The sequence below is a fragment of the Vibrio genomosp. F6 genome, from assembly GCF_005146325.1.
Taxonomy (GTDB): Bacteria; Pseudomonadota; Gammaproteobacteria; order Enterobacterales; family Vibrionaceae; genus Vibrio; species Vibrio cortegadensis.
On record NZ_SYUT01000010.1, the window covers coordinates 303,895 to 327,662 of the forward strand.

A 23,768-nucleotide genomic window follows, 5' to 3' on the forward strand; every position below is an offset into this window, starting at 1 on the left:
TTTGAGGATGAATTCGAAACTCCAAATAAAACCTGAGGTAAATGCCATTAATAATTCGCTTGGTAATAAATACCCAATGCTTGATTGGTCACTCAACCTTGATACTCGAGAGTTTAGCTACGATTATGACGCATTGGCCTCGTTACTTGATCTAAAAGTACCAATCGTAACCATCACTGATTTCATGCAGTTTATAACTCAAGAGCAGAGAAAAGAGTTAGAACTCGTATTTCTTCAAGCAATCAAGTCTGGTGAAAGACAACATTTCAGCTGTTGTTTCGTTCCTAACCAATCGATATTGGCTTATGTTGAATTTTATTTTGAATTAACTCAGCCAAGGCAAATCGAGGGAACGGTTCGCCCGGTAATGCTTGTCTCCTCAAAACATCAGATCGCGAACGTATTTCGCAGCTTATTTGAAAATAGCCACCATGGGGTTTTGATCACCGACAGCGAAACTCGAATTATTGCGTGCAATCAACATTATGAAAACCAGATGGGGTTTGAGCATGGAACGCTAATTGGAGTTAAAACTAATATATTCAACGTTGGGAAGTATTCGGATCAGTTCTATGACGACATGTGGCATCAAATCCATACCAATGGTTTTTGGAGTGGGACCTTGCTCACTCGTGATGCTCATAATCAAGTATTCCCCCAAGAGTTAACAATACAGAAGATAGAAGCAACACCAGGAGAGATCTATTATTTAGGGCTCACAGTCGCTCTACCTAAACAGACAACTCAAATTGCGACAAATGAGCTAGGGGGACTCGCACTGTCGAGTAAGCTTCCTACTAAAGATAAATTTCTTAACCAGTTACGTCAATTGTGTGGAAAAGATCATCAAGCGAACAGTAAAATTGTACTGACTATTAAGCCGAAATTTGCCTGTGATTGTTACAATGATCATGTTGAATTTTCTGAAGTCATCTCTTTAGGTAATGTTAGCCAAGCGATTGGGTATTTAGGCGATCAAATATTTGTGGTTTGCATTGATTGTCAGGCAAGGTATGAAAGTATTGAATCAAGGTGTGTTCGTTCTGCGTTACGTGATTTTTTTCAAGAAATTAGGCTAAATAGTCGAAAAGAAATATATGACGGAGTGATGAATGGGCGTATTGGTGTCTCCATCTTAGGGTTAGATAGCCAGAGTGCCTCACAATTACTGTCTCATGCAACTCAAGCTATGTTGGAACGACACTCTGGAGAAGATCGCAATATTAGCTTCTACCACAGTACCATCCATAATGAGATTAAAAGGAAGAAAAGATTAGAGGATGGAGTATTACAAGCCATTCAAGAGCGGCGTCTGGAAGTTCATTATCAGCCTATCGTGGATGCGAGGAGCGGTGAAATAACCAAGTTTGAAGCACTGTGTCGTTTTCCTAGTATTGACGAGGAATCAAATGTTCAAGAGCTGATTAATATCGCTGAAGATTTAGATTTAATTAATGAGCTAGATTCTCAAGTTAGTATGATCGCATTAGATCGTCTAGAGGATATTCACCAACAGTTTGGTGAACATGTGGGCCTTACCTTAAATTGCTCATTAAACACCCAAAGAGAACCGGTTTCGGTTTTAAATAATTTGGCAGAGCTAATATGCACTCATGCCAAAAAACCTGAATGTGTCACTGTCGAATTGACAGAGAGTGCTTATTTTGACAATGGGGCGAATCAGTCTGATGCGCTTAAAGAGCTTCGAAATTTAGGTGTTAGCATTGCTATTGATGATTTTGGTACAGGGTATTCCTCTTTTAGTTACTTGAGTAATAGCCAGTTTGATTTTTTGAAAATAGACAAAGCATTTGTATCTGATATTCATCTGCATTCGAACAAATTCAATATTGTAAAAATGATAACTGAGTTGTCACATACTTTAGGCGTTGAAGTTGTGGCGGAAGGTGTAGAGAACTATCACGAGTTTAGAGTACTGCAAAACTTAAAGGTTGATAATGTACAAGGCTTTTTATTCTCAAAGCCTAAGCCATTTTTTGAGTTTAATTCTGGAAAACCCTATGTGGATCAATTGAAAGAAGTAGGGTTGATTATGAGTGAACAGTCACACGATACTATCTTAGGTCTATCACGAAACGGTCCACCAAGAATTCATCCATCAGAACCATTGTCTTTGGCATTTCAGTACATTAATGAACAATCTATTCCTTATATTCCTGTCGTGATCGATAATCGATGCGTAGGCATTGTTGGCAAAGATTCTCTCAATCTACATTTAACCTTGACGATGGGAACCGATCTTGAAACTACGAAGGAGTCTCAAATTTGGAGAAAAACAATTAATCAAGTGATGCAAGTGAAGTTCACCCAGTTGCAAGATAGTCTGAATGTAAATGAGTTGGCGGCATTACTTGATAGCGAAGTGGCTTTTCCATGGGTATTTGTAGACTCAGAAGGAGAGTATAGAGGTATTTTATATGAATCCGACATCATAAGGTATTTTATTTCTCGCTAATTATTATCGATCGAATAAATAAAAAATGATTCATAGCTGGTTAGATGCCTCATATTAAATGAAAATAATTAACTTTCTTGTTAGTAAGGAGGTTTAGTGTGCAAAAGGAGACTATTATTGATGAACAGCATTATAAAGCTGTTCAAGTATGGTGAGGAGAGTTGTATGAGTTTGAGTGCTCATTGTTTTCAGTCAGCAAATGAAGAGAGGCAACATGTTAATTTGCCATTGGAATTTCTAAATGATTTAGCTCAGTCTCAATCTGTACAAGAGATACTAAATTGCACTTCTTACTGGGTCCGGAAAATCTTTAATGCTGATCGTGCAAGTATTGCATTAGCAAAAAATGAGACAACATTAGAAGTTTTTTCACTGACCGGAAATACTGTCATCCCATTAGGCCGAGTGATTCCAATACAATCCACTTTGGTTGGTCATGTGTACCTAAGGCGGGCCCTCGCTATTTGTGAGAATAACCATTCTGCAGAGTATATTGATTGCCAGTGGTTAGCCGAAGGTGGATTGCTATCGTGTATGGATGCGCCACTTCTCAGCCACGACGCCTGCTATGGGACACTCAATGTTGCACATAGCGAGCAGTGCCGTTATCAAGAGAGTGACGCACAGATCCTGACCAGCATTGCGCAATGGGTAGCCGCTCAAATTCGAGTACAAAAACAGATAGAAGACGCAAAGACTTTAGCGGGGATCGATTGGTTAACGGGCGCCTTGAATCGACGGGCGTTTATGGAGATCACCGACGAATTAAGCTTCAAGCCGAGTCTGAAATCTCATTGCCACGCACTGTTGATGATTGACATTGATAATTTCAAAAAAATAAATGATCAGTATGGCCATCTTGCAGGGGATGAAGTGTTGATTATGGTGTCACGAGCTATACGCAGTGCCAAACGAGAAGAAGACATTTTTGCTCGTATTGGAGGTGAAGAATTTGCGCTGCTACTGAAAGATGTTCCTCATGAAGTTATTTTAAAGAGAGCAGAACTTCATCGGACTGAAATTGAAAAGCTATTCATCAACCTAGATGATAACAAAATAAGTTGCACAATCAGTGTAGGTGTCGCGACTCCGATAGAGAGCGACGTTTCATTCAGGTGCATATTAGCGCGGGCAGATTGTGCTCTTTATAGAGCGAAAGGTGATGGAAAGAATAGAGTAATAGTTGCTGATTAAGTGGATTAGCCGTAGCTTAAAGCTAGCCTTCGATGTCCAACAAGCACTATAATAAGCAGCTAGATAATAAATAGGTATTTACATGAAAATTTGTGGTGTTGAGATTAAAGGTAACGATGCGGTTATCTGTCTTCTTTCGTTGTCTGACGGTGTGTTCAATATACCTGATTGCCGCGCGTCTAAAGTGTCAATTAGTGACGCGAATGACACTCAACAGATGAAAGATTTCCAGTTTTCTTTTGCAAAGCTGATGGAAGATTACCAAGTTGATAAGATCGTAATCCGTCAACGTCAAACTAAGGGTAAATTTGCAGGTGGTGGCTTTGGTTTTAAATTAGAAGCAGCAATTCAACTTGTAGATGGCTTGGATGTGACCGTTGTCTCTCCTAATGAGATCAAAGAAAACCTAAAACGAAATCCATTAGCATTTAAGTTTAAAGAGACAGGGCTTAAACAGTTCCAAGAACAAGCCTTTACTACTGCTTATGCTTGCCTAATGAGCTAAATCAATCAAAAAGCCTGACTAATATCGATTCGTCAGGCTTTTTATTTTTAACAGGTATCGATAAAGTAAAATACTTTACACTTGAATCTATCTCTATCTCTATCTCTATCTCTATCTCTATCTCTATGGCATAAATATTTTATAATTATTCCGATGTTCATTCTTGACTTGATACATCGCTTTATCCGCATTTTCAATTAAGGTAAGTTCATCATCCCCATGTTCAGGGAAGATTGAAATTCCAATGCTTACGGATATATCAATATATTCCTGCCCAACTAAAACTGGTTCTAGAAAACAATCCAGAACTTTTTTAGCAAATAAAGTGGCATCGTGATCATTGGTAATGAGAGGAAGCATGATCACAAATTCATCGCCTCCCAAGCGAGCAACGGTGTCTGTCTCTCTTTGAATTAAGCCTTGTAGCCGTTGAGAGACACTAATGAGTAATTCATCTCCAGATTTGTGCCCAAGTGAATCATTCACAGGTTTAAAATTATCGATATCAAGTAAAAGTAGCGCTAACTTTTTTTGCTCTCGCTTGCAATGTGCCAATGACTGGTGAAGATTGTTAAATAACAGGCGGCGATTGGGGAGGTTGGTTAGCGGATCATATAAAGCGTCATGTTCTAATTTTCTCTCATGGGCTTTTCGTTCACTGATATCTTCGATAATGCCGAGAACGATTTCTTTGCCGTCAATATCCGTTAATGCAACACCACTGATGGTGATTGGATACCTGGTGCCATCTTTACGAATATACTCTTTTTGGTTGGGGCCAAAGCGTCCGGTTCGTTTAAGATCTTCAATCTGTTGAAGCTCTTGTTTCTCATATTCTTTAGGCGTGATGTCCCAATAACTGAGTTGGATAAACTCATCTTTGGTATAACCTGCTGAGTTCAACACGGAGTCGTTTACTTCAAGAAAATCACCCGTTGTGGCATCAACAATTGCCATTCCAACAGGTGAAAGTTGGAACATAGTCAAAAACTTATTATTTGCTCGTAATAATTTATCTTTTAGTAACCTATCGGAGCATTCTTGTGTGTTTATCATATTTAACGATACTCCCATCGATTATATTAATTATGAATGTTTACATATGCACCCACATTAAATAAGTGTATTGGTAAAGACAAGATGAAGTATTGTAAATAGAGACCTAGGTAACGAGATTTCGTGCATGTTAAAGAGACTAAAGGTTTAAACAGTAAATGTATTTGTCACTTGCACTCAGCAGATCAATCGATTTAAATAGCTGGGAATATTTTTAAACCGAAGGCTTTCTATGTATTTAGTTCTGTATTGCCATAATATTGGGATGACCGACTTTTCTTTTTTCGAGACGGCGGATTTCGATGAAGAAGAAGGGTACATCGTTCGTGGCAAGTGGCCAAACGAACAGGCATTTATGCTCTATTTAGCAAAAGAGTTTGGCGATCTATCTCACTATACGATCATTAATTTGATTAAAGAGGGAAAGAGCGCTGAAGATTACTCACAGCAAGACCTAATTCGTATTGCAAGGGATCTACATTAGATCAGTCAGCTAGAGATCTACTAGCATTGACGAAAGAAAACAGACAGAAAAGGCGTGGGTTAAAAATGCACTACATGAGTTTAAAGTTAGATAACGCAGCACTAGAATTAGTCGGAGACTTAGTTAAAGAGTTAGATAATGATGATGGATGGATAAAGATGACTGCGCGAATTGCTGCTCAAATAGATTCAACGTTATCGTCCAGTAATTATGTTGGTGTTGTTCTATGGTTTAGTGAATCAGATTATATTGAGCAAGAGATAGTGTATCGCTAAACAGCAATCTACAATTTAATCCAGCGACAGGCTGAACGAGTATATGTTCAGCCTGTGGTTTCATAATATTAAAGGTAGCGACTTCTCAAATGATTTTGGAAGTGTGTTGCATTCAAAACATCACCCGTTGCCTGTCTAACCAATTCATCGGTTGAAAATAGACTAGCTTTGCTCCAAATGTTTGCTTCCAGCCAGCTGAAGATTGGAGATAAATCACCTGAAGCGATCACGGTTTCCACATCTACTGTCTTCTTCATCGCTGCCATGAACTGAGCCGCATACATCGCACCGAGTGTGTAGCTTGGGAAATACCCAAAACTGCCGTCTGTCCAGTGGATATCTTGCATACAACCATTTTTGAAGTTGTTCTGAGTAGATAAACCAAGGTAATCCTGCATTTTTTGGTTCCACAATTCCGGTACATCTGTATGTGAAATGTTGCCATTCATTAGATCACGTTCAATTTCATATCGTAAAATAACATGCGCAGGGTAGGTCAGTTCATCGGCATCAACGCGAATGAAATCTGTCTTCACACGTGTGTATATTTTCTGGAAGTTCTGTTGTTCGAATTCAGCCCCTGAAAATTGTTCTCTCGCAAGACGAGAAAGGTGGCCGATGAATGCATCATTACGACCAACTTGCATCTCAAAAAATAGCGATTGAGATTCATGAATGCCCATTGAACGAGCTTCACCAGAAGGCAGGCCTGCTAACGAAGTTGGTAGCCCTTGTTCATAACGAGCGTGTCCAGTTTCATGCACAATGCCCATTAATGATTGAACAAATTCATTCTCATCATAGCGAGTGGTAATACGGACGTCAGACTGAACACCACCGCAAAATGGGTGAACACTTTCATCGAGACGGCCGTGATCGAAATCGAATTGAAGTAACTTCATGACTTCAAGGCCTAAGGCTTTCTGTTTGTCTGTCGAGTAAGTGCCATTTGGAACAATAACACTTTCACTGGCTTGCTTATCGATCACTTGATCGATCATCGATGGTAGCCAAGTTTTTACATCGTTAAAAATTGAATCAAGAGAAGCTGAGTTAGTATCTGGTTCATATAGGTCAAGCATCGCGTCGTACGGTGTTAAGCCTGTGGCGTCTGAACGAAGTTGGGCTTCTTCTTTTGATAGCGCGACGACTTCTTTCCAATTTTTTTCAAAGCCAATCCAATCATTATTGCCACGTTGGGTTCGCCAAGCATGTTCGCATTTTGAACCCGCCAGTGATTGTGCTTGGACCAAAGAATCAGGAAGGATCGTGGTTCGCTGCCATTGACGTTTAAGTTCACGAAGGCTGGCTTTCTCTTGAGTAGATAACTCTTCATTCTCTGCATCATTGAACCAATCGCCTAACTGAGGTTGAGTCATTAAGCCGTGAATGTGTACAGATAATTCAGCCATCGCTTCGCTTCGAGCATCGTTACCACCAGAAGGCATCATGGAAGCTTGGTCCCAACTACAGATAGCGGAAAGATGTTGGAAGTGTGAAATTTTCTTTGAATGGTCGACCAGTTTTTTGAAGGCGCTCATTGGTTCTACTCAATTAGGGAAAAAGTTAGTTTACCAATCGTTAACAATCACTCCAAGTAGCAAGTCATGGTTTTGACTATCTATTTAATCGATTTCATAATTATTTTCTCGCTTTTTGCCTGTCTGAAAGATAAGTTGGCTTAACTATCTAGGGATAGAGGCTGAGCCTTCGAAGAGCAAGGCGTGAATAAGAGTGAAAGGAACAGGGATAGGCAATGTATATTTTAAATTTTGAAGCTTTTTTGATTGCGATTACAATTCTGACATTAACTCCAGGCTTAGATACGGCACTGGTGATTCGTAACACTTCCAGAGGGGGCTTAACCGATGGGTGTGCCACTAGCTTGGGTATTTGTAGCGGCTTGTTTATTCATGCGCTCTTTTCTGCTATCGGTATTTCAGCCATCCTGGCCCAGTCTGCGGATTTATTTAATGTGATTAAAATGGTCGGTGCTGCTTATTTGATTTGGCTTGGTATTAACAGTTTACGCGCAACATTTTCTCAGCCCAATGGTATGAATATTCAAAATGGAACAGACCATACTCTGGTGGTAAGTCGTTCATTAAGAGAAGGTTTTTTATCGAATGTGCTTAACCCAAAAACCGCGGTGTTTTATTTGGCTTTTTTGCCTCAGTTTATTGATCCGCAAGGTTCTCCTTTACTGCAATCGATGTTTATGGCGGGTATTCATTTCATGATAGCGATGATATGGCAGTGCGGTTTAGCTGGGGCATTAACAAGAGCCAAAACATTATTTAAAGATGCCAAGTTCATGAAATGGATGGAAGGTACAACCGGAGTTGTGCTTGTCGCGCTTGGGCTTAAATTATTAATAGAAGAAAGAGTGTAATGTTTTTATCAACCCATTATATGTTTAAGTTACTGATTGCGGGAGTGGTCATATTGCTTTTGATTATTGGGCTAGTAGGGATAAACACTGTGCCTCAGATAAATTATTTAAGTCGAAACATGGACTGGGATTGGCACTGGGCTTATTTTGAACCACTGTCCAATGGTATACAACAAACGAGAACTCAAGATACACGGCAATTGTTACTGCGACGGGTTTACATTGAAAAGTCGATCTCCGTTTTTGTTATGACAACATTAGATAATAAATTAGAGCTTGATATCGTTTATCAAAATGACTGCAGAGTTGGTGAATATAAGAATCTAAACTTGCTCATTAATGGTGAACATAAAGAAAATACCGCTATGGTTTGCGAAACGAATGGGCAAAGTTTTATATACCGATATGTTGATACGAAGCTTGAAACATTGTCGTTGGCTCTAGACTCGATTCACCTTGAAGAAGACTTTGCATTTTGGCCTGTTGATGAGCTGAAGCTAGATCAATTTAAACAACAGCACTCAAGTTTTTTTAGAAAGAGTGGTGAAAGCGTGGAACATGATTGGTTACGCGATTAAATCAGCAACCTTACCATCAATTAAATAGTAAAAAGCCCGCGAAGTTGTCGCGGGCTTTTTGTTGGTTTAACCGTTTTATATTTTTACTGTATCCAAACTCTCTGATTGGTTCGAAGAGGTAAAAAATTGCTTAGTTTCTTCAATCACAACTTGGCGCAATGCGATTAAGCCAATAAGGTTAGGAATCGCCATGAGTCCATTCACAATATCAGCAATTATCCATATCATGTCGAGCTTCATGAATGCACCAGAAGCAACAAGTACGACAAAAATGAATTTATATGGAAGTATGGCCTTAGTTCCGAAGAGGAAAACCACGCAACGCTCACCGTAATAGTTCCAACCGAGAATGGTCGTAAACGCGAAGAAGATTAAGCCAATAGAGACGAGCATTGGACCTAAAGTGTCAGCGTTTAGACCGACCGCAAAAGCGTGAGTTGTCATCGCGGCACCCGCTAAATCTGTTTGCCACGCGCCTGTTAGAATTAACGCTAACCCTGTCATGGTACAGATGATGATCGTATCGAAGAAGGTGCCAGTCATCGAGATCAGACCTTGTTTCACACATGAATCTGTTTTCGCTGCCGCCGCCGCCATAGGGGCGCTACCTAAACCAGATTCATTGGAGAATACGCCGCGTGCAATACCTGATTGAATTGCGAGCATGATACTTGCACCTAAGAAACCGCCTGTTGCCGCAGTAGAGCTGAAAGCAGAGGTGATCACCAACTCAATGGCGCTTCCTAACTGTTGGTAATTAGTAATGATTACGCTCAAACAGGCAACGATATAAAATAGCGCCATAGTTGGAACGACTTTTCCAGCAACATTCGCGATAGACTTAATGCCACCTAGAGTGACGCAGGCAACCAATACAGTCAGTGTGATAGCTGAAATTTCGCGTGAAAGCCCAAACGATATCTCAGTGGCATCTAAAATCGCGTTCACTTGTGGGAAAGTACCTATACCAAAACAAGCAACCCCAAGCGCAAATACAGCAAACATAATCGCCAACGCTTTAGAGCCAACACCGTATTGAAGGTAATACATTGGGCCGCCGACCATTTGGCCTTTGTCATCGATTTTGCGGTATTTCACAGCCAGTAAGCATTCAGCGTATTTTGTCGCCATTCCGAATACAGCAGCAAGCCACATCCAAAATAGCGCACCCGGCCCACCAACTTTAATCGCAGTAGCAACACCAACAATGTTACCCGTACCTATGGTGGCAGAAAGAGCAGTACAAAGTGCAGCGAAACTCGTTACATCACCTTGGCCTGATTTGTCTTTGCTAAAAACCATTTTTAGCGCAGTTGGGAGATGGCGAAACTGTAGTAAACCTAAACGAAAGGTAAAGTAGACACCTGTACCAACAAGTAAAATAAGAAGTGGTGGACCCCAAACGAAGTTATCGATGGTTTGCAGTAAAGATTGTAAGTTATTCATGGTTCCCCTTAATAAAACAAAAGTGCGTGGTGCACGATTTAAGGAGAAGAGGGAAAGGGCAGTGATCTGACAGATAGAACCATCAGCCACTACTTAATAGTGATACTTATACATAAAGCAAAGTTAATATTAAGGTTGTAGCTTTCCACTCCTCTGTCCTTTTGCCTGAGAGTTTCACTAAATCATCGAATAAGATGATAAAGCTTGCTCCTTCGGCGACCGATCTAACGGTTCTCTCCAGAGGTTCCTCCAACGACAGTCCTCACTTTTCTGGATTTCTCCAGCATAAAGCGCCTGAAAGATTTACTTCTTCGGCGGGTTTATCTAACCAAATGTTAATATTTGGTTAAAAACCACTCTCCTGCAGTCTTCATCGGAACAATTACCTATAATTTATAGATAATCTGTATGCGAATCCTAACTGAATAAAAGTGTGATGTCAGCAGCAAAAAAACTGTTTGCGCAAAAGTTAAACAAGTAATCGTTGAAACTACTTTTCTCTGACGTTTTCTTCTTACAAAATGAGTTAGAATAGAGAGACTAAGGAGGGGTTATGACTCGATTAATTGCTATCGTATTTCTGATTGCTTTGGCGTTTTTACTTTTTCGTTATCGCACCAATGAAAAGCTTCAGAAGGGAGTGGTATTGAGTGTTATTGTTGGATTTTTAGTTTATACCGCATCGCTTGTGGTTTCAGAATTGGCTCGATAGAACGAGCGCGTTACTTACGGAGTATATGCGAGTGAATCAGAATACTGATTTAGATGAACAAGATGAAGTTGTTGTTATAGAAGAGCGTGATAAACGCAGTCATATCTATATTGCCATCGCTGCCGTCATTGGTATTGCTCTAGGTGGCCTTGTTGGCTCAGCGGTTACGACCAGTAAATGGGAAGCGAGTTATCAAACGTTAGAGAATCAATACCAAGCATTACAAGTCGATAAATCACAACTTGTAACTCAAGTTGAGCAACGATCTGCGAATGTCGACTCTGAAGTTGATGAAAAAATAGCGGCTGCGTTAAAAGAGCAAGATGTTGTTCACCAACAAGAACTCGTTGAGGCTCAGCAGATATCGACAGAACTAGAGAAGGCCAACCTAGCGCTAGAGTCGCAACTCGCTGTACAGAAAACTAAGATTGAAGAGTCTCAAAAGATAAACTCGAAACTGAATCGTCAAGCGGACATGCAAGCCACAATGTTTGAAGGCTCGCGTGATCTTTTTCGTCGTGAACTGAAGGTTTCGCAAGAACTGGAAGCACTGCAAACGGAGAAGAGCCAGTTAGAGCCGAAGCTTAAAGTATTGAAGAAAGAGTGCGATATTTATTTGGATGGAACATCTTGGGATGCGAAATCGGACTCATGCGATAAGCAAGATGAAGTTAACTCGCGTTTAAGCCAGATAAATCAAATGATCGAAGTTCACAAAATGGACTTAAGGCAGATAGAAGCACTAACGGACGAAATGGGTTTGTAATTCCGAAATTTACTCATTATACGGTTGGGTCGAAGTGAAACGCGACAATAACAAAATTAAAGGCTCATTGAGCCTTTTTTTATACCTATCATTCAGAGTGTAAGGAACTGAAGTCGAATAAAATGCATAACTAAGCGGTTTGTCACGGTATGTAGGCGTAGCTTATCAATATATTTATCAACTTAAATTTATAGAATGGATAGATATTATGAGCATGGAGCTAAATCGACAGCAGGCACAACTGGCCTTTGTTGAGAGTGGAGAAAACATTGTAATTGGAACTTTGGATGGAGTTGGAGTCTCATTAGAAGCACTTAAAAAGATAGATGACGACTCCTCTTATGTTGTAGAGTCTTTTTCATCTGGACTGACAGCCAAGGTTTATCACTTGCGGATAAGAGGACGAGATTGGACTCTAAAACGTAAACGGCCAGAGAGTTTAGTTAAAAATGTTGATGGACAAACGTCATTTCTAAATGAAGTTCAAAGGCGACGCGACCTAACCGCTTTAAAGCAAAAGAATCCTGAGAAGTATTCGCACATTGTCGAGACTCAATATGCATCGTTGAATGATGGGATTTTACTCTCACCTTGGATTGAAGGATCGCTCATTACCCATTTTGATGCTGATATTTTTAAGCAGATCTTTTCAACAATATCAGAACTAGAACTGGCAGGTCTGTTTGAGTGGGATTTCTGTCCCGGCAACATACTGATAGATAAGATGAATCAAATAAAGTTGTTCGACTTTGGCTATATGTATCAATTTAAACCCATGACACAATTCAATAGTAATGGGCAAGATACGCCGCTTTTCAATGGTGTGGAACGTTTCGAAACACGCTTTCTGTTTGATTACTTATTAAGAAATCCGCTTGATTTGACCCTTGAACAGATCCTTGATTTGTATCGAGTGGAAAAAAGCGCTGCACTTGCGGCTTATCAATTCAAAAGGGATAAGCTGATTGCTGGTGGAGCCGATAGCCCAGTCGTCGAGTGGGTCACTAACTCTATCGATCAGTGGCAACATGCTTTGGAAAGTCCTTCCGGATTAGAAGCCTTGTATCGTATCGAAAGTTTCCGCTCAAACTCTTTAGATCTTATGGATGATTTGCACGGAAAATCGTGTAGCCCAATCACTTTGAAAAAAGCTGATCAGGTACTGCAATACATTGAAAATGATTTTGATGTGCTAAAGCAAGCGAATGGGTTTTTCTTTGGGGATGAAAACATGAGCCAAGCTGAATTGCTCAGTAAATATCGCGGTCTTAAAACTGACGCTAAGAAATATCAGCTCTGAGAGTAATGATTCTCAAGGTAAAAGATAACCATCACCACAACTAAAATTAAAACTAAAACCGTTAGCGAGCTTGAGTTGTATGTGCTCGCTAACGGCATTTGATTATAAATTCAGCCGATTAAGGGTGAACACGTTGATCAAATTGTAGGCTCCGCTTGAATGACCAAAAAGCTAATGCACCCCAGCCTAATGTTTGCAACCAAAGTTGTGTCCACTGACTCGCGATTTGGCTCCATTGGGCACCTAATTGGTTAACCGATACAAATGCTTGAATACCTGAAGTACTTGGGAATAGTGACGAAACCCAAACCATAGGGGCAGGAATCATTTCAATTGGCCAAATAAACCCGGCGGAAAAAATGAGAGGCATTGAGCTAATCAAAATAATAATGGTGACTAATTCACGGCGTGGAAGGATTGAGCCAAGCCAGATTCCGATAAAGCAAGATGACAACAAAAATGGCACTAAAATAGCCAAAAGTGTCGGAATTTCAGCGAGTCGGGTTATGCCATGCATATCGAAACTTGCGCCGAAGTAATACATACTCAGTAAGAAATAGACACCAACCAGCACTAGCGCTCTGATACTAAATACTGCACGTGGCGAATATTGGTTCCAATACCCAGTCCCAAATTTTTGGCTACCAACCATTAGCCCAGACGCCATGGCTAAGGTTTGCTGTAAAATCAGAACAAAAACAGCAGGAACAACATAATCCACATAACCCATTCTTGGATTAAACGTTGGCTTCAAATTGAGCTTAATTGGTGAAAAGTGCTCTGAAGCTAAAGCGAGTGGTTCACCTTCCATCACAAGTCGAGAGACTTTGGCTTTTGCTGCTAAAGTGCCTCCTGCTTGGGCTAACCCCTCGACAACGGTTCCGTAAACTAAGAAAAACGAAGCATCACCTGCATATGCAAGCGTCGGGCTTTTACCAAGAAGAATGTCTTTATAGAAATGTTCAGGAATCACCAGTATTCCGCTAACAGAGCCGTCAAGAAATGCAGTTTTGGCCGATTCAATCGTGTGATCACGTTGCACTATTTGGACTTGCGGGGTGGCATCAACCATTCTTTCAAGTTGGTAGCTTGATTGACTTTTATCCAAATTAACGACAGTGATCGATTGCTCTCTTGGCGTTTGTTGTGCATATGGAAGAGGGTATAGAAAAGAGTAAAAAACCACTCCGCCAAATACAGTTAATACGACAACTGGATTGGTCATTAAAGCTTTGAATTCTTGCTTGAGTAGAGACAACAAACTCATCATACTTTCTCACTCTGCTTTAAGTGTTTATTGATCAGTAAAGCGGTCAATAACAGCGGGAATAAATATCCAATCATCGGAATCAAATGTACGAGCGATTCAATTTGCGTGACGCCGTAACTCGACTGGCTCACTTGTGTCTCAATATAATGGCTAATTGGCAATAAATTACGCCATGCTTGAGCAAAAGGGTTCATGTCCGTAACGGGAAATGTAATCCCCATGAAGGCAAAACTAGGCGCGGTGAATGCACCAGCAAAACTCATTGCTCTTGCTGGATCTAGGGTCAAAAAGAAGAATAGTGAGCCCATAATCATACAAGCGATAACCGTGGCTAATTGAGCAAAAATTAACACACTAAAACCGCCATTCATTGGCCATTCAAACCCTTTATAGAACCAAAGTAAAAAGCCAATGCCTTGAATCAAGAAAACCGGTATGTAAGCAGCTAATGTTTTGACTACCGTTGTCATCGGTGATGATTTGAGCCACTTTTGAGTGCCGTAAGTACGGTGGTTAGCGGCTAATATCATGATGGTTCCCACTACAATGACAATCTGCCATAGCGCAGGGACAACGGCAGACACAAGAAACTGTGCGTAGTTGGTATTTTTATTAAACAGAGGCGTTATCTGAGTTCGAACCGCTACCGCTTTGCCTAATGCACTTTTGGTGGTTGTATTGCCTGATGTTAACGATTTAACCACATCAAGTTGGGCGTTGAATGTACCTTGGGCTTGAAGTATTGCTGAGTTCACTAATTTACCAATCAAGATGTATTGGCTGTTATAAAAAACAGAAACTTGTGGCGGTGTACCACGGTATATGTCTTTAGTGAAGTTGCTAGGGATAATCACATAGCCGTAAATATCCCCAGAAATTAAGGCAGTTTTAGCTTGGTTTATATCGGCGTAATTGTCGTGAATTGCAAGGCTTGAAGTCGCATCAAATTCACGAGACAAAGTTCGAGAAAGTTGACTGTGTTCCAGATCGACAATGCCAATAGGTAGGTCGCGAGCGATACCCTGCGAGAAAATCCACCAGATAGAAAGTGCTAAGAGCAATGGCACCCATGTTAGGCAAGAAAGTAGCCATTTATCATGTCGAACTATCTGCCATTGGGTACTAACACGCGTCGTTGTTGTCATATTTTTCACAAAACATTTTTTCCACAAAACATACTTTCCACAAACCGGTAGCATACAAAGATTACAGCTCAACAACTAAACTCATGCCCATGCGAAGCGACTGAGTTTGATCAATTGGGCGGGCTTCTACTTCGAACGTTCGTAGGTCGAAGCCTTGTGCTGAATCTGTTGAGCGCCAAGTGGCAAAATCACCCATAACAGCAACATGAGACACTTCAAACTCTAAGGTATCATCAAGGGCAGGAAGGTAAGCTTGAAAGCGAGTCCCTTTTTGGAATGATTTAAGTTGATCTTCACGTACATTTAAAACGGCCCAAGAGTCTTTAGTATCAATAACGGTTACAACAGGGAAGCCTTGTGGAGCAAGTTCACCACTGTTAAGCAGTACTTGTGACACTTCACCGTTGAACCAACTCTCGATTTTTGTATCCGCAGCATACGCTTCCACTTCTGCAACAGCGCCCGCTGCCATTACCGCTTTTTGTTCAGCAGCCAGTTTACTCTCATCACGTAAACCTTCTTTGGTCAGTTGGTACATCTGGAACGCTGCACTTTCGGTGTATTTAGCCGCTTGCCACTGGGTTTTGGCTTCATCTCGTTTCTGTTCAGCAACCACGCCATCGTTATATAGGTTGTTCACACGTTGGTAGGTTTTTTCCATCAAGTTTGCCGCAGCTTTGGCTTTTTGCCATTGGTCTTTAGCGGCTTGAATTTGCTGTGTTCGAGCGCCTTTCTCCGCTTCTTTTGCCATTGCGCCAGCCGCTTTTTGTCCAGCAATAGCTTGCTCTAATTTAGCCGCAATTTCTGGGCTATGAAGAGTGAAGATAAGCTGACCTTTTTCAACCATGTCACCTTTGCGCACGAGAACCTGATCAATTCGCCCCGGTACTTTCGAGGAAATACTGTATTGTTGCGCCTCGATTTGGCCTTGCAAGCGAATCGGTTGAGGTTGATAAGCGTGATAGAAACTACTTCCTACCCAGCCAACGACACCAATTGCAAAAATAGAGATAAGTGCTGGCTTTAGTCGTTTCATGATGGATCCTTTTGTGTTGCATTGTCAGTCGTTGATGCAGAATACTGGTATTGAGGGAAAGCGTTCATTTCACTGCTTAAAGCCAGCAGTTTATTGAGTGAGATTAAATATTGAAAACGTGCAACGGATTGTTGAGTTTTAATGCTGGCTAAGTAGAGTTGTGCGTCAACTACTTCTAATGAGTTAGCCAAACCTTGCGTAAAGGCTTTGCTGCGAAGGCGAAGGTTTTCATCGGCAAGTTTTAAACTTGAATTCAATCCACTGACTTCTTCAACGGATTGTTCTGCTTCTAAATAGGTTTTCTCTACTAGCACGCTTAAGTCTTGTTTGGCTTGTGCTTTTAAATACTTCACCTGAGATACAGCACTATGGGCCGCTTTAATATTTTCCGAACGCCCAGAAGTTTCAATAAGCGGAATATTAACCCCAACGCCAACTAGCCAATCAGGTTTCATCTGGCTTGCGAGTGAATCGTCTTCATGCAGACTGTAATCACCAAATAGGAAAACTTCAGGGTAATATTTGCCTTTTTCAGCGGCGATAAGGCTACTGGCTTGTTTTTGTTTAGCGTCTAAAATAGCGAGGCCAGGGTAGGTATTCAGTGTTTGATCAATGAAAGCGCTGAGCGGCGGTAGATTGTCATTGGTAAACAGAATATCACTTGGTTCTACTTGTGCATCTTGGCTAAGAATTTGAGTGAGAGCCGACTGAGCAATATCAAGGTTACGCTGGGCTTTCTTTCTATCTACGATCGCTTTATCAAGAGAAGCTTCTGCTTGAAGTCGTTCAACATGCGCGATTTGCCCTTGTTGCTCCATTTTTATTGCAAAATCTCGGTGCTGCGTTAACCCCGTTTCTACACTTTTACGTGTCTCTAATACGTCTTGGGCCAGCAATACGGAGAAGTAATATTTGCTTAAGTCTTCGTAACGAGCTTGAACTTCCATCGCCAATTGACTTTTCGCTTCATCCGATTGACCTTCCGCTGCGTTTTGAGCCGCAGTAATTCGACCACCTGTAAAGATAGGCCAGATAGCTCGAATTGATGAACTGAAAATGTCACGTTCGGTAATGGTCGACGTTGTACTGAGTAGAGCATTTGCAATAGCATTTTCAAAGGGAGGAAGTGGTGGTAAAACCGCACCTGTACTATCGAGCAGTTGCTGTCCAGAAACGGTCACATCGGTATCAAGGCGAATGTATTTCGCACCAAGAGTTACTGAAGGTAAGTTCAGGTCATCCTTCGCGCTTTGTAAATGTTGGTAGCGTTCGACGTTAGCTCGTTGTGCAGCTAAAGAGTTGTTGCTTTGCTGCAAAATTTGCCAAGCATCTTGGAATGAGATTGGTGCCGCATAGGGTTGGAAAGAGAGGGCGCTAGAGAGCAAACCTAATAGCGCAGATGCGTATTTAACCTTCATGACAGCCTTGAAATTAAAATTAGAGTAATAGCTCTAATTGTATCATAAAACGATTGATTTGTCTCGAAGTGATGATCAAGTTGAATATATTAGAACTAATTGAAAGCAGAACTGTGAGCCAGAATTTATTGTGATGCAATAAAAAAGAGTACGAACAATATCGTACTCTTCCTTAAGGTTGAGTATAGATGAATCAGCCCGACGTGCTGTTAAAACAAAGCTTAGTCAAATGCAGGACAATGGTGATCGGCTCGCCATTCAAGTTGTCGTGAACCTTGCATGGTGTTCAGCAGATCTCGACCAGACATTTGAGGAAAAGCAAGTAGTACATGCAAATCACTTGGTGAGCTTGCGTTTTTTTCATACGCACGAACGTGTGTGAAAGTAGCTTGTACATTATTTAACAGCATCGCCTTAGTTAGGCAGATTCCAAAACAGTCTCGTTGCATTGTTTTATTCCTTTTAACAATGTTAGAACGTTATGATTATTGTACTATTTTGAATAGACATCCTGATTACGTAGGTAAGTATTCATGATGGAGGCTTGGTTCCTCTCTGCTATTTGCCTTACCACAGGGCAATTCCATTGCGTATTATTTATCCACTGAAATAAGTATATGCGTATTGATCTAAAAATAGATAAAAAAGAGCTAAAATTTACATGATCTAGATCAATTAAATGGCTTATTGATATGCATCTGATAGCGACAGCTTACAGAAGGTTCGGAAAGAATAGTTAGGCATTATATAAAGCAGACTAAGTTTGAATTTATGTGTTACTGAAGAGGTAAAGATAAAAGCCCTCTGTTCACAGTTATTTATACCATCACAAGCCTTGTTGTTGCTTAAATGTTAAATTAGATCCGTTGTAGTGTTTGAATTTTTAATGGGGTGCATTCATGAAGTGGAGGCAAATCAGTTTTCGAAAACGAATGCTGATCATCATGACGTTATCGGGCTTAATTGAACTGCTGATTTTATCGGCGGCGGGCTTTGCCTATATTAAGCACTCTCAAGAGAAAGAGATAGGTTTAAAAGCGTTGGGTGTGGCCTCGTTTTTAGCAAAGTCGGATGCGGTCGTGAATCTGATCGAAACGCGAGATTTTCGTGCAATGAATAGTGCCGATGTACAAGACCGATACCGAAAACTAACGGAAATGATCGGGGCCGCGTTTATTGTGATTGGCGACGACGAAGGCGTTCGTCTGGTTCACCCTGTTGATCATCGTCTAGGTAAGCCAATGAAAGGCGGGGATAACGCTCGGGCTTTAATTCACGGCGAAGCTTATGTTTCTATTGCTCAGGGATCTCTTGGGCGCTCGGTTCGTGGGAAAGCAGCGATATTCAATCGCGATGGTGATGTGATAGGGGTGGTTTCCGTTGGTTATCTACTCGACACATTACAAGACAAAATCGAACCTTACCTCGCTTTTCTGATCTTAATGGCACTTCTAGTCGTTGCCGCAAACGCATTGCTTTCAAGTTATGCTTCACGCCGATTTCAAAAAGCCATTTTAGGTTTTGAGCCCGAAGAGATTGGCCGTTTATATGTGGAGCTGGACGTTACCATGAGTACAATCAAAGAGGGGATCATCAGTATTGATTCAAATGGCATACTGCGCTCAATCAACAAAAGTGCCTGCCAGATTTTAGATATCGACAGGAAATCCTCGCTTAATCAGCCATTAACGAAAGTGTTGCCTGACAGTGACTTGAATAAATTACTCAAATCTGGTGAACACGATCATGATATTGAACTGTATCTAAAACAGAAACGCTTAATTGCAAACCGTAGCCCGATAGTTGTAGAAGGAAAAGTGGTTGGTGCGGTGTCGAGTTTTCGTTTACGAGATGAGATAAATGAACTGACAGAGCAACTCTCCCAAACCAAAGAGTATGCGGATTTATTGCGTTCCCAGACCCATGAACATCAAAATAAACTGAATACTATCAGTGGATTAGTTCAGATGGGGGAATTAGATGCTGTACAAAATTTAATTGGACAAGAAACAGAGCATTATCAAGCATTGATTGAGTTCTTGCGTGAAACAATTAAAGACCCATTGATTGCTGGGATGTTGCTGGGAAAAACAGAACGGGCACGAGAATTAGGCTTAGTGCTAAAAGTTGAAGAAGGCTCCAGGCTTGAAGTCATGCCAACTTGGCTAAACTCCGATGATGTCGTTACGGTATTAGGAAACCTCATTGATAATGCGTTCGATGCGACCATGAGTGTGATTAACAGTGATCAACATGTATCCCCTGATAGGAGGGTCATCGAGGTTTCTTTAAGTGATTTTGGAAATGAAATTATTCTAGAAGTGGATGACCAAGGCTGTGGTTTGCCCCACGATTTAGATACCACAACACTGACGAATAAAGGGGTTTCAAGCAAAGCTAAACACAACCGAGGTGTGGGCTTGTATTTAGTGAAGACGCTGGCAGACCGATATCACGGACAGCTAGAAATGACGAGTGACAAGGAGTACGGAACGAGAATGACGGTCTATCTACCGAAGGAGTCTCAGCTATGATCTCACCCACTAAAGTGATGATTATTGAAGATGATGTTGCGATTGCTGAGCTGCATCACCGCTATTTACTTCAAATGGGTGGCTTTGATGTTGTAGGCATTGCGACGACTCAATCTGAAGCTGAAATGCAACTTGAAGTATTGAAGCCTGATTTAGTGATTTTGGATGTTTATCTTCCTGACGGAAATGGCCTCGATATTTTACAAAAAGTGCGCGGTAATAATCAGCACTGTGATGTTATTTTGATTACTGCTGCTCGTGATGTCGACACACTACAACAGGCGATGCGTGGTGGTGTGGTCGATTATTTGCTTAAGCCTGTGATCTTTTCTCGGTTGGAGGTGGCGCTTAAAAAGTACCAATCTCAACAAACAGAGCTGGATAATGTGGCCGATTTTAACCAAGGTTTGGTTGATAAAATGCTTCAAGCGAATGCCAATGTAGAATCGAGCCATCAACGCTTACCGAAGGGTATTGATAGTGTGACACTCGATAAAATTCGCAACTTATTTCAAGAACCTGTTAGCTTAACGGCGGATGAAGCTGGTGATCAAATAGGGGCAAGTCGAACCACCGCAAGACGCTATCTTGAGTACTTGATCAGTTCCGGAGAATTAGAAGCGGATTTGAACTATGGAAGTGTAGGTAGACCTGAGCGGTGTTATTGTCGAGTCGTTCGTTAGCTAGATCACCATCATGGGCTTGACACTCTAAAGAGATGAACTAATGTTTATGTAACGTTGTACGGTCTGCAACGTAAGGCTTAGGATAATAATAAAAGGGCGTAAATATGGAGTTACTCGAATGTCAGTTGCAACTGAATGATGACAGTTTATATGTGTTTGATTCAGTAGAAAAATCGCTAGCGTATGTAGATAATAACCCGTTAGATAATTTCCACTCTGCTAGTCTAAAAGTGGTTAAGAACGGTCAACAGTACAGTTTTAATGCTCATAGCAGTGAAGATATGATGGAGAGTCTATTCAATCTTTAGTGCTATTTGATGATTTTCCGCAAAAAAGAAGGATCTCATTGAGATCCTTCTTTTTATTGTTATCTACGAGCACGAGAGCCTAATTGTTGTTAGATGACGGCTGTTCAGGTTTTGTTGCGGTTGTGTTCGCTCTTAATCGATTGATTAATGTCATTACCACTGGGCTGGCAAGAACTAGAACAGCAATAACGGTGAAAGTGAGGGTAATTGGTCTCTCCCACAAGAAACTTAATTCACCATCGGCAATCATTAAAGCACGGCGTAAGTTCTCTTCCATTAACCCTCCTAAAATGAACCCAAGTAATAATGGTGCGAGAGGGAAATTGGCTAACCTTAAAGCGATGGCCGCCATGGCAATGAATAACATGATGAACACGTCCATGGTATTAAATGAAACCAAATAGACACCAGTAATAGAGAAGAACAGAATCATTGGAAGCAGTACTGTTCTTGGTACCGCTAATAATTTCGAGATATACGGGATAAGCGGCAGATTCAGAATCACGAGTACAATGTTACCAAAGTACATAGAGATGATGACTGACCAAAATACATCTGGGTGATCAACAAATAGACGTGGTCCGGGCTGAATACCATAGGCGATAAGCGCCCCAAGCATAATGGCAGTCGTTCCTGAACCAGGGATCCCTAGTGTTAATAGCGGAACAAATGAACCACTTGATGCGGCATTGTTAGCCGATTCTGGTGCGACTAAACCGCGAATACTGCCTTTACCGAACTCTTTCTGCTTCTCTTTCGGAGCAAGGCTTCGTTCCATTCCGTAACTTAAGAAGGCTGCTATTGTGGCTCCTGCGCCAGGTAATACACCAGTAAAGAAGCCAAGAATAGAAGAACGAATCGAGACAGGTGCCACTTCTTTAAGTTCTTCTTTGGTGACTTTCATACTACCGATATCGGCCATTTTGTTTTTTTCTTCGCCACTGGTATCTTTCTCTGGATTTAAGATACCCATGAGAGTTTCGCCTAATGCGAAGGTGGCCATTGCAAGCAGTAGAAAACTGAATCCATCCATTAAGTCAGTCAGCCCGAAAGTGAATCGCTCAACCCCGACGCCTTTATCTATCCCGACGGTAGATAACATCAATCCTAATATGGTCATCATCCAAGCTTTGATGACTTGACCGGGCCCGGCAAATGCAGCAACCGCTGATAGGCCGACAAGCATAAGCGCGAAATAGTCTGAAGATTGAAAACTCAGAGAAACCGAGGCTAAAGCAGGAGCGGCAATCAACAGCATAATGGCAGACAGCGTTCCCCCTGTGAAAGAGGAGTAAGCGGCGAGCGCAAGTGCTTTACCCGCTTGGCCTTTCTGTGCCATAGGGTAACCATCAAAAGCGGTGACAACGGTTGATGAACAGCCCGGAGCATTGATTAGAATCGAAGAGGTTGACCCTCCAAATACAGCGCCATAATAAACCCCAGCCATAAGAATCAAGCCAGAAGAGGGCTCTAACCCGTAAGTGATTGGGATCATCAAAGCAATGGCAGATATAGGACCAAGCCCCGGGAGCATACCAATGAAGGTTCCAACAAAACAGCCGATAACGACCATCATGATATTCATGGGCATCACTGCGGTCGATAACCCTTGTAAAATTCCGTCTAACATAATGTGTTCCTACTCATACTTAAAATAAGCCAACTGCGGTTGCTCATTGGCTATCAGTATTACCAAAGGGTGAAGATAAGACCGGGCTCAAGGTAGATGTCTAATCCTTGAGTTAAAAGAAGATAAAACCCGATAACAAATGGGAATGAAGCCCCTAATAGAATCGATTTACGGCGTTCGCCTAGTAGGTAAAACCCTGCGAGTAAGAACAAACTGGTTGCTAATACAAAACCGACGTATGTTAGGCCAAGGCCATATAGCGCCATTAGTGCAAGGAAGGAGAGTAATAGCTTCCAATTGAAGCCAAGGATCGCGCCGCTTTGTTTGTCAGGTTTCCCCATGATAAGAAGAAGGAGTGATAAGCCACTTCCTGCTATCGTGAGCAATATTGGTAATGTTCTTGCGGTGAACGGTTCGTATTCATCGCCTGGAAACAAAGGAATCAGTGTCGTTTGATAGCCATAGCATAGACAGGTAATTAAGAAAATGAGTGCACCAACACGATCTCTGCACAGAAGGTATTCGCGACTAAAAAATTTGGTTGGCAAATCCGACAT

Annotated in this window: 23 protein-coding genes and 1 riboswitch; of the genes, 13 read left to right on the forward strand and 10 right to left on the reverse strand. The window is 41.3% G+C overall.

Annotated elements, in window-relative coordinates; genetic code table 11:
* The first annotated feature begins 7 nt into the window (after positions 1-7).
* The 3 genes from FCV43_RS01905 (at position 8) to FCV43_RS01915 (ending at position 4,175) form a co-directional block, all read left to right on the forward strand.
* A complete protein-coding gene (locus FCV43_RS01905) occupies positions 8-2,476 on the forward strand; it encodes an EAL domain-containing protein (protein ID WP_136993848.1) in 2,469 nt (822 codons plus the stop codon).
* Positions 2,477-2,641: 165 nt separating this feature from the next.
* Positions 2,642-3,670 (forward strand): sensor domain-containing diguanylate cyclase, encoded by a 1,029-nt coding sequence (locus tag FCV43_RS01910; RefSeq protein ID WP_136993849.1) that lies wholly within the window; start codon positions 2,642-2,644, stop codon positions 3,668-3,670.
* 82 nt (positions 3,671-3,752) lie between these two features.
* Positions 3,753-4,175, forward strand: a complete 423-nt coding sequence (locus tag FCV43_RS01915) for a DUF3010 family protein (RefSeq protein ID WP_136993850.1) — start codon at positions 3,753-3,755, stop codon at positions 4,173-4,175.
* A gap of 123 nt (positions 4,176-4,298) precedes the next feature.
* Here the strand turns inward: FCV43_RS01915 and FCV43_RS01920 are convergent, their stop codons facing one another.
* Entirely contained in the window at positions 4,299-5,231 is a 933-nt protein-coding gene (locus FCV43_RS01920; protein ID WP_170961584.1) for a sensor domain-containing diguanylate cyclase, read from the reverse strand.
* A gap of 232 nt (positions 5,232-5,463) precedes the next feature.
* Between FCV43_RS01920 and FCV43_RS01925 the strand changes: the two genes are divergently transcribed.
* Together FCV43_RS01925 and FCV43_RS01930 are read left to right on the forward strand one after the other, a co-directional pair.
* On the forward strand, positions 5,464-5,715 hold the full coding sequence (locus FCV43_RS01925; RefSeq protein ID WP_017052737.1) for a hypothetical protein: 252 nt from the start codon (positions 5,464-5,466) through the stop codon (positions 5,713-5,715).
* Positions 5,716-5,789: 74 nt separating this feature from the next.
* Positions 5,790-5,990: a hypothetical protein gene (locus FCV43_RS01930; protein WP_240697106.1), complete on the forward strand. Its 201-nt coding sequence runs from the start codon at positions 5,790-5,792 to the stop codon at positions 5,988-5,990.
* Between the two features lie 68 nt (positions 5,991-6,058).
* On the opposite strand, the gene FCV43_RS01935 is transcribed toward FCV43_RS01930, so the two are convergent.
* Positions 6,059-7,531, reverse strand: coding sequence for a carboxypeptidase M32 (locus tag FCV43_RS01935; RefSeq protein ID WP_136993852.1), 1,473 nt, complete (start codon positions 7,529-7,531; stop codon positions 6,059-6,061).
* A 215-nt stretch (positions 7,532-7,746) separates the two neighbouring features.
* On the opposite strand from FCV43_RS01935, the gene FCV43_RS01940 reads away from it, so the two are divergent.
* Both FCV43_RS01940 and FCV43_RS01945 read left to right on the forward strand, forming a co-directional pair.
* A complete protein-coding gene (locus FCV43_RS01940) occupies positions 7,747-8,382 on the forward strand; it encodes a LysE family translocator (protein WP_136993853.1) in 636 nt (211 codons plus the stop codon).
* Between the two features lie 89 nt (positions 8,383-8,471).
* Positions 8,472-8,960, forward strand: coding sequence for a threonine transporter RhtB (locus FCV43_RS01945; protein ID WP_240697107.1), 489 nt, complete (start codon positions 8,472-8,474; stop codon positions 8,958-8,960).
* Between the two features lie 75 nt (positions 8,961-9,035).
* Here the strand turns inward: FCV43_RS01945 and FCV43_RS01950 are convergent, their stop codons facing one another.
* On the reverse strand, positions 9,036-10,406 hold the full coding sequence (locus tag FCV43_RS01950) for an alanine/glycine:cation symporter family protein (RefSeq protein ID WP_136993855.1): 1,371 nt from the start codon (positions 10,404-10,406) through the stop codon (positions 9,036-9,038).
* A gap of 143 nt (positions 10,407-10,549) precedes the next feature.
* Positions 10,550-10,657, reverse strand: a riboswitch (glycine riboswitch).
* A gap of 302 nt (positions 10,658-10,959) precedes the next feature.
* Between FCV43_RS01950 and FCV43_RS20315 the strand changes: the two genes are divergently transcribed.
* The 3 genes from FCV43_RS20315 to FCV43_RS01960 all read left to right on the forward strand — a co-directional run bounded on the left by FCV43_RS20315 (position 10,960) and on the right by FCV43_RS01960 (position 13,184).
* The gene (locus tag FCV43_RS20315; RefSeq protein WP_017052717.1) at positions 10,960-11,118 is read left to right on the forward strand and encodes a hypothetical protein; all 159 of its coding nucleotides are present in this window, start codon (positions 10,960-10,962) and stop codon (positions 11,116-11,118) included.
* A gap of 31 nt (positions 11,119-11,149) precedes the next feature.
* The gene (locus tag FCV43_RS01955; protein WP_170961585.1) at positions 11,150-11,884 is read left to right on the forward strand and encodes a chromosome partitioning protein ParA; all 735 of its coding nucleotides are present in this window, start codon (positions 11,150-11,152) and stop codon (positions 11,882-11,884) included.
* A gap of 208 nt (positions 11,885-12,092) precedes the next feature.
* Positions 12,093-13,184 carry a hypothetical protein gene (locus FCV43_RS01960; RefSeq protein ID WP_136993857.1) on the forward strand — a complete coding sequence of 364 codons (1,092 nt, stop codon included), beginning with the start codon at positions 12,093-12,095 and terminating at the stop codon, positions 13,182-13,184.
* A gap of 118 nt (positions 13,185-13,302) precedes the next feature.
* Here FCV43_RS01960 and FCV43_RS01965 read toward each other — a convergent pair whose 3' ends face one another.
* The 5 genes from FCV43_RS01965 to FCV43_RS01985 form a co-directional block, all read right to left on the reverse strand.
* Positions 13,303-14,451: an ABC transporter permease gene (locus tag FCV43_RS01965; protein WP_113796983.1), complete on the reverse strand. Its 1,149-nt coding sequence runs from the start codon at positions 14,449-14,451 to the stop codon at positions 13,303-13,305.
* Positions 14,451-15,599: an ABC transporter permease gene (locus FCV43_RS01970; protein ID WP_136993858.1), complete on the reverse strand. Its 1,149-nt coding sequence runs from the start codon at positions 15,597-15,599 to the stop codon at positions 14,451-14,453. The genes FCV43_RS01965 and FCV43_RS01970 overlap by 1 nt, the downstream gene beginning before the upstream one ends.
* Before the next feature lie 61 nt (positions 15,600-15,660).
* Complete coding sequence (locus tag FCV43_RS01975) at positions 15,661-16,635, reverse strand: HlyD family secretion protein (protein ID WP_017052712.1); 975 nt, start codon at positions 16,633-16,635, stop codon at positions 15,661-15,663.
* Positions 16,632-18,053, reverse strand: a complete 1,422-nt coding sequence (locus FCV43_RS01980) for a TolC family protein (RefSeq protein WP_136993859.1) — start codon at positions 18,051-18,053, stop codon at positions 16,632-16,634. Before FCV43_RS01980 ends, FCV43_RS01975 begins: the two co-directional genes overlap by 4 nt.
* A gap of 221 nt (positions 18,054-18,274) precedes the next feature.
* Positions 18,275-18,502, reverse strand: a complete 228-nt coding sequence (locus FCV43_RS01985; RefSeq protein WP_113796931.1) for a hypothetical protein — start codon at positions 18,500-18,502, stop codon at positions 18,275-18,277.
* Positions 18,503-18,952: 450 nt separating this feature from the next.
* Here FCV43_RS01985 and FCV43_RS01990 point away from each other — a divergent pair, with 450 nt between their 5' ends.
* From FCV43_RS01990 to FCV43_RS02000, 3 genes are all read left to right on the forward strand, one after another.
* Positions 18,953-20,587, forward strand: a complete 1,635-nt coding sequence (locus tag FCV43_RS01990) for an ATP-binding protein (protein WP_113796933.1) — start codon at positions 18,953-18,955, stop codon at positions 20,585-20,587.
* Positions 20,584-21,270, forward strand: a complete 687-nt coding sequence (locus FCV43_RS01995) for a response regulator (RefSeq protein ID WP_136993860.1) — start codon at positions 20,584-20,586, stop codon at positions 21,268-21,270. Before FCV43_RS01990 ends, FCV43_RS01995 begins: the two co-directional genes overlap by 4 nt.
* A 107-nt stretch (positions 21,271-21,377) precedes the next feature.
* On the forward strand, positions 21,378-21,581 hold the full coding sequence (locus FCV43_RS02000) for a hypothetical protein (protein WP_113796949.1): 204 nt from the start codon (positions 21,378-21,380) through the stop codon (positions 21,579-21,581).
* A 79-nt stretch (positions 21,582-21,660) separates the two neighbouring features.
* Here the strand turns inward: FCV43_RS02000 and FCV43_RS02005 are convergent, their stop codons facing one another.
* A complete protein-coding gene (locus FCV43_RS02005) occupies positions 21,661-23,211 on the reverse strand; it encodes a tripartite tricarboxylate transporter permease (RefSeq protein ID WP_017052667.1) in 1,551 nt (516 codons plus the stop codon).
* 59 nt (positions 23,212-23,270) lie between these two features.
* Positions 23,271-23,768, reverse strand: coding sequence for a tripartite tricarboxylate transporter TctB family protein (locus tag FCV43_RS02010; protein ID WP_017052666.1), 498 nt, complete (start codon positions 23,766-23,768; stop codon positions 23,271-23,273).

Excerpts from the sequence above, each read along its gene's own strand:
- FCV43_RS01905 (WP_136993848.1), top strand. The coding sequence starts at position 8 with ATGAATTCGAAACTCCAAATAAAACCTGAGGTAAATGCCATTAATAAT.
- FCV43_RS01910 (WP_136993849.1), top strand. The coding sequence starts at position 2,642 with ATGAGTTTGAGTGCTCATTGTTTTCAGTCAGCAAATGAAGAGAGGCAA.
- FCV43_RS01915 (WP_136993850.1), top strand. The coding sequence starts at position 3,753 with ATGAAAATTTGTGGTGTTGAGATTAAAGGTAACGATGCGGTTATCTGT.
- FCV43_RS01920 (WP_170961584.1), bottom strand. The coding sequence starts at position 5,231 with ATGATAAACACACAAGAATGCTCCGATAGGTTACTAAAAGATAAATTA.
- FCV43_RS01925 (WP_017052737.1), top strand. The coding sequence starts at position 5,464 with ATGTATTTAGTTCTGTATTGCCATAATATTGGGATGACCGACTTTTCT.
- FCV43_RS01930 (WP_240697106.1), top strand. The coding sequence starts at position 5,790 with ATGAGTTTAAAGTTAGATAACGCAGCACTAGAATTAGTCGGAGACTTA.
- FCV43_RS01935 (WP_136993852.1), bottom strand. The coding sequence starts at position 7,531 with ATGAGCGCCTTCAAAAAACTGGTCGACCATTCAAAGAAAATTTCACAC.
- FCV43_RS01940 (WP_136993853.1), top strand. The coding sequence starts at position 7,747 with ATGTATATTTTAAATTTTGAAGCTTTTTTGATTGCGATTACAATTCTG.
- FCV43_RS01950 (WP_136993855.1), bottom strand. The coding sequence starts at position 10,406 with ATGAATAACTTACAATCTTTACTGCAAACCATCGATAACTTCGTTTGG.
- FCV43_RS20315 (WP_017052717.1), top strand. The coding sequence starts at position 10,960 with ATGACTCGATTAATTGCTATCGTATTTCTGATTGCTTTGGCGTTTTTA.
- FCV43_RS01960 (WP_136993857.1), top strand. The coding sequence starts at position 12,093 with ATGAGCATGGAGCTAAATCGACAGCAGGCACAACTGGCCTTTGTTGAG.
- FCV43_RS01965 (WP_113796983.1), bottom strand. The coding sequence starts at position 14,451 with ATGAGTTTGTTGTCTCTACTCAAGCAAGAATTCAAAGCTTTAATGACC.
- FCV43_RS01970 (WP_136993858.1), bottom strand. The coding sequence starts at position 15,599 with ATGACAACAACGACGCGTGTTAGTACCCAATGGCAGATAGTTCGACAT.
- FCV43_RS01975 (WP_017052712.1), bottom strand. The coding sequence starts at position 16,635 with ATGAAACGACTAAAGCCAGCACTTATCTCTATTTTTGCAATTGGTGTC.
- FCV43_RS01980 (WP_136993859.1), bottom strand. The coding sequence starts at position 18,053 with ATGAAGGTTAAATACGCATCTGCGCTATTAGGTTTGCTCTCTAGCGCC.
- FCV43_RS01985 (WP_113796931.1), bottom strand. The coding sequence starts at position 18,502 with ATGCAACGAGACTGTTTTGGAATCTGCCTAACTAAGGCGATGCTGTTA.
- FCV43_RS01990 (WP_113796933.1), top strand. The coding sequence starts at position 18,953 with ATGAAGTGGAGGCAAATCAGTTTTCGAAAACGAATGCTGATCATCATG.
- FCV43_RS01995 (WP_136993860.1), top strand. The coding sequence starts at position 20,584 with ATGATCTCACCCACTAAAGTGATGATTATTGAAGATGATGTTGCGATT.
- FCV43_RS02000 (WP_113796949.1), top strand. The coding sequence starts at position 21,378 with ATGGAGTTACTCGAATGTCAGTTGCAACTGAATGATGACAGTTTATAT.
- FCV43_RS02005 (WP_017052667.1), bottom strand. The coding sequence starts at position 23,211 with ATGTTAGACGGAATTTTACAAGGGTTATCGACCGCAGTGATGCCCATG.
- FCV43_RS02010 (WP_017052666.1), bottom strand. The coding sequence starts at position 23,768 with ATGTCGGATTTGCCAACCAAATTTTTTAGTCGCGAATACCTTCTGTGC.